General features: G+C 46.5%; 5 protein-coding genes and 4 tRNA genes. 7 read left to right on the top strand and 2 right to left on the bottom strand.

From position 1 onward, the window contains the following. The first annotated feature begins 224 nt into the window (after positions 1-224). Positions 225-1,262: a UDP-N-acetylmuramate dehydrogenase gene (gene murB, locus PanJK_RS23925; RefSeq protein WP_265303501.1), complete on the top strand. Its 1,038-nt coding sequence runs from the start codon at positions 225-227 to the stop codon at positions 1,260-1,262. After that, positions 1,259-2,221 carry a bifunctional biotin--[acetyl-CoA-carboxylase] ligase/biotin operon repressor BirA gene (birA, locus tag PanJK_RS23920; RefSeq protein WP_265303500.1) on the top strand — a complete coding sequence of 321 codons (963 nt, stop codon included), beginning with the start codon at positions 1,259-1,261 and terminating at the stop codon, positions 2,219-2,221. Before murB ends, birA begins: the two co-directional genes overlap by 4 nt. A gap of 58 nt (positions 2,222-2,279) precedes the next feature. On the opposite strand, the gene coaA is transcribed toward birA, so the two are convergent. Then, entirely contained in the window at positions 2,280-3,230 is a 951-nt protein-coding gene (gene coaA, locus PanJK_RS23915) for a type I pantothenate kinase (protein ID WP_265303498.1), read from the bottom strand. Between the two features lie 202 nt (positions 3,231-3,432). Then, positions 3,433-3,990 (bottom strand): GNAT family N-acetyltransferase, encoded by a 558-nt coding sequence (locus PanJK_RS23910; protein WP_265303497.1) that lies wholly within the window; start codon positions 3,988-3,990, stop codon positions 3,433-3,435. 328 nt (positions 3,991-4,318) lie between these two features. Between PanJK_RS23910 and PanJK_RS23905 the strand changes: the two genes are divergently transcribed. The 5 genes from PanJK_RS23905 to PanJK_RS23885 all read left to right on the top strand — a co-directional run. Continuing rightward, positions 4,319-4,394, top strand: a tRNA-Thr gene (locus tag PanJK_RS23905). Positions 4,395-4,401: 7 nt separating this feature from the next. Beyond that, positions 4,402-4,486, top strand: a tRNA-Tyr gene (locus PanJK_RS23900). 192 nt (positions 4,487-4,678) lie between these two features. Then, positions 4,679-4,753, top strand: a tRNA-Gly gene (locus tag PanJK_RS23895). 5 nt (positions 4,754-4,758) lie between these two features. Continuing rightward, positions 4,759-4,834, top strand: a tRNA-Thr gene (locus tag PanJK_RS23890). Positions 4,835-4,941: 107 nt separating this feature from the next. Continuing rightward, positions 4,942-5,070: GTP-binding protein (locus PanJK_RS23885; RefSeq protein WP_265303502.1), on the top strand; the 129-nt coding region annotated here is incomplete at its 3' end.

The following is a 5,070-nucleotide window of genomic DNA, read 5'->3' as shown; positions in this document are numbered from 1 at the left end:
CGAACTCAGAAGTGAAACGCCGTAGCGCCGATGGTAGTGTGGGGTCTCCCCATGCGAGAGTAGGGAACTGCCAGGCATCAAATAAGTGAAGAAGCCCCGAACGAAAGTTCGGGGCTTTTTTACGTCGGCACATCAGTAATATCCCATCAGAAATACGAAAACATCAAACTAGCAACCTGCCGATCAGGTAAACTACGGCCAGATTAATCAGTAAAGGCCGTGAAATGTCCAGCCCCAATACATCCCTAGAAGCTTTCAACACCCTTGGTCTTGCGATCAATGCCCAAACGCTGACCATCGCTGAAACTCCTGACGCTATTACCCTTGCCTGGAAAAACAGTCAGCAATTAAATCTGCCCTTTATTGTATTAGGCGAAGGGAGCAACGTACTCTTTCTGGAAGATTTCAGCGGCTCTGTGGTCGTTAATGCGATTAAAGGCATAACTATCGAAGAGCATGACGAAGCATGGCATTTACATGTTGGTGCTGGCGAAAATTGGCATGCTTTAGTTGAACAGACGCTAAAGAAAGGCATTACAGGACTGGAAAACCTGGCGCTAATTCCCGGCATGGCAGGCTCAGCACCGATTCAAAATATCGGTGCATATGGTGTCGAATTTAAAGATATCTGTCACTACGTTGACGTTTTACATCTTCCAACGCAAAAGATTATTCGTTTGTACCGGGAAGAGTGCCAGTTTGGCTACCGCGATAGTGTTTTCAAACATGCAATGAAGAATGACTATGCCATTGTTGCAGTGGGATTACGCCTGGCAAAACAATGGAAACCTGTTCTGACTTATGGCGATCTAACTAAATTAAACCCAGCAACAGTCTGTGCGTGGGATGTATTCATTGCTGTTTGCCATATGCGTCAAAGCAAACTGCCTGACCCAAAAATTACAGGCAATGTGGGGAGTTTCTTCAAGAATCCGCTCATCACCGCTGAGCATGCAACTGCGCTAGTTAAGCAGTGGCCATCCATTCCTCAGTATCCTCAGGTCAGCGGTGAAATGAAATTAGCAGCTGGCTGGTTGATCGACCAATGCGGCCTTAAAGGCTTTCGTGTTGGCGGTGCCGCAGTTCACCGACAACAGGCTTTGGTACTGATTAATGAAGATCATGCCACTCCACAGGATATTGTCGATTTGGCGCATCAGGTCAGAAATAGAGTCGGTCAAAAATTTGATGTTTGGCTGGAGCCAGAAGTGCGCTTTATCGGTGCTCAAGGCGAGCGTAACGCCGTTGAGGTAATTTCATGAAAGATAATAGCGTGCCGTTAAAGTTGGTGGCATTGGTGGCTGATGGTGAATTTCACTCTGGTGAACAACTGGGCGAAGCACTTGGCATGAGCCGTGCAGCGATCAATAAACATATACAGACCCTGAAAAGCTGGGGTCTGGATGTCTATACGGTGACGGGTAAAGGCTACAGCTTACCGGAACCTATCCAGTTACTGGATGAAGAAGTCATTCTATCTCACCTGCATCAACCTAATCTGGCGGTGATTCCTGTTATCGATTCTACCAATCAGTATTTGCTGGATCGGATGGATAAATTGCCGTCTGGCTATGCGTGCATTGCCGAATATCAGCAAGCAGGGCGCGGACGTCGCGGCCGTAAGTGGTTTTCTCCATTTGGCTCCAACCTGTATATGTCCATGTATTGGCGCCTGGAGCAGGGGCCAGCCGCGGCGATGGGCCTGAGTCTGGTGATTGGTATCATCATGGCAGAGGTGATTCAATCATTAGGTGCGCCGAATGTCCGGGTTAAGTGGCCAAATGACCTCTATCTTAACGATCGTAAACTTGCCGGTATTTTAGTTGAGTTAACCGGTAAAACAGGAGATGCCGCTCAGATCGTTATAGGTGCGGGCGTCAATTTGCTGATGCGTTCAGAAGGTACGGCGGAAATTAATCAGGGTTGGATTAATCTTCAGGAAGCTGGTGTTGATATTGATCGCAACGAGTTAGCTGCAAAGTTGATCAATAGCCTGCGTGAAGCGTTACCCATTTTTGAGCGCGATGGTTTGGCTCCTTTTGTCTCCCGCTGGGAACTCCTTGATAACTTCATTAATCGCCCAGTAAAGCTACTTATAGGGGATCGTGAGGTATATGGTATTGCGCGAGGTATTGATAAGCAGGGTGGGTTATTACTGGAGCAGGATGGAGTCATTAAATCCTGGGTCGGGGGCGAAATTTCGTTGCGTCCAGACAATTAATTTATATCAACTAAAATAAAATGCCCACACTCTTTAATGGGCATTTCATTAAAAAAAACTATTTTCTCAAGCGAACACTTTGCACAGCATGATCAGCTGACTTAGTCATAATAAGGCTGGCCCGCTCACGTGTAGGCAGGATATTTTCCTTTAAATTAAGCCAGTTAATCTCTTTCCAAAGCCCGCGCGCAATATTGAGTGCATCTTCTTCTGGTAATTGCGAATAGTGATGGAAATAAGAGTCAGGATCGCTAAATGCACCCTCACGGAATTTCAAAAATCGATTTACATACCAATTCTCGAGTAATGACTCTGGTGCATCGACGTAAATTGAAAAATCGACGAAGTCAGACACAAATACGTGATGAGGATCGTGAGGATAGTCCATACCGCTTTGCAGCACATTCAATCCTTCAAGAATAAGAATATCAGGCTGTTGTACAACCTTATCGCCATCCGGAATGACATCGTAAATCAGATGAGAATAAACCGGCGCTGTCACCTGGCTGGCACCTGATTTTAAATCAGAGACGAAGTTAACGAGGCGATGCATATCGTAAGATTGTGGGAACCCTTTTTTCTTCATCAGACCGCGCTCTTTGAGCACGGAATTAGGATGCAAAAAACCATCAGTAGTGATCAGTTCTACTTTACGGTGTTCTGGCCAGCGGCTAAGCAGCGCCTGAAGCACACGAGCGGTTGTGCTTTTTCCTACCGCAACGCTGCCGGCAATACTGATGATATAAGGGATTTTCTGCCCATTAGTGCCAAGGAATTGCTCAAGCACTGCCTGACGACGCAGATTAGAACTGATATAGAAATTAAGCAGACGCGAAAGCGGCAGATAAATCTCGGCCACTTCTTCTAATGAAAGGTCTTCATTGATACCACGCAGACGCTCAATTTCACCTTCAGCCAACGTCATTGGTACTGAATCGCGCAGTGCTGCCCATTGCTGGCGATTAAACTGCAAATAGGGCGTAGTAAGAGGTGTCGTTTTTTTACTCATAAGCAGGCATCTGAGTGCAAATTCTGATTCATCAACACCTTGCTGCATTAGGCAAACAACGATGTATCAAACTCAATTGCACATCACAGGGGTAATTAACGAGAACAATGGGCAGGAGGGTAACATCAGTGTGACTTTAAAAAGAAGTAAAATGATAAATAGGAGCACGCTTTCGCAAGCGTGCCCGCATTTTTCTTGTCGGTCAGTAGCTTGTCACTACATTTTCTGCTGGGCGGGCGCGCAGACGTTTATAGTAAATCGCGCCGGGATGAGGATGCCCATCCGCGCATAATGCATAGTCGGGCAATTCCCCTAAATAGTGGTAGCCGTGCGAACGGTAAAAATTTTCTGCCACAGACCCCGCAATGACATCCAAATAAAGCAGACCACGTTGATAGCTTTCTGCGTGTTGCTCAAGCGTCTGCAATAATCTGCGACCGATCCCTTCTCGTTGAGCGCTGGAATGCACGAGCAGCTGTAAAATCTCCGCGCGATTTTGCCCATCTGGACGCTGACAAATGTTGAGCTGCACGCTTCCCACCACAACCGAGTCAATGATCGCGCTCCATAACAGCAACTCATGGCGTGCCATTTGGTTGCGCAAGCTATGAAAATAGCGCTCGGCATCCTGAGACTGTTGCATCTGTTGCGAATGTTGAAATGCCGAAGTCATATTGTTTTTTACCGCGTCTATCATCAGGGCAGCCAAAGCCCGGCGATAACGGGGTAATGTTTCTGCAGTAATCTGAACAATATTCATACGACACCCTCCATTTAATGGCCTTATTTAGTAGAGAAGCAAAATGCGGGCCAGCCGAAAAAACGGCTGTGGAGGATGTTTTCACAAAAAAATTTCTAAATTTGCACAGTAGAAAGGCAGTGCGCTTCAAATATGTGCGTTGGAAATGATGTTGATACGAAGAAAATCAATCGACAGAGTGATGTAAAAATGGACATGTTTTGGATGATTTTACTGCATGAGATAGCTAATTTGAGATGATTTGCACAAATAGTAAGCGATAGAACAATTTTGGCGATTTTTTTGTTGCATCCTTCTTCGGGTCTTCCTAGAATGCGCTCCACTTGATGCCGGCTTAGCTCAGTTGGTAGAGCAACTGACTTGTAATCAGTAGGTCACCAGTTCGATTCCGGTAGCCGGCACCATCAAGTAGGTGGGATTCCCGAGCGGCCAAAGGGAGCAGACTGTAAATCTGCCGTCACAGACTTCGAAGGTTCGAATCCTTCTCCCACCACCATCTCAACCTCCTGGTTGGGCATCAGATAAAGTCTTTATCTGATGGGTGAGTTCTTCATCTCTCACCTTCGAATTTCAGATTGCGCATTAGCGTAATCAAAGTTGGTCAGAAACTCTGACCGGCTCGAATAATAGAAGGTCTTCTTTTATTATTCATAAGCTACAGAAAGAACAGGTAGCCGAGTTCCAGGATGCGGGCATCGTATAATGGCTATTACCTCAGCCTTCCAAGCTGATGATGCGGGTTCGATTCCCGCTGCCCGCTCCAGATGTGCTGATATGGCTCAGTTGGTAGAGCGCACCCTTGGTAAGGGTGAGGTCCCCAGTTCGACTCTGGGTATCAGCACCACTTCCTTTATCTCTCTCCTGATTCTCTCTCTGTAAACCAAACAGTCAGGCCTTGCCTGGTTGATATGACGATATCTTCGATATATCCGTGTCTTAGAGGGACTAGCGATGGCTAAAGAGCAATTTCAGCGTAACAAACTGCACGTAAACGTCGGCACCATCGGTCACGTTGACCATGGTAAAACCACTCTGACTGCAGCAATCACCACCGTTCTGGCTAAAACCTACGGCGGTAAG

The sequence above is a fragment of the Pantoea sp. JK genome (assembly GCF_026130245.1).
Classification (GTDB): Bacteria; Pseudomonadota; Gammaproteobacteria; order Enterobacterales; family Enterobacteriaceae; genus Pantoea; species Pantoea trifolii.
The sequence above is the reverse complement of the archived record's forward strand: the minus strand, read 5'-3'. Positions and strand labels throughout refer to the sequence as shown.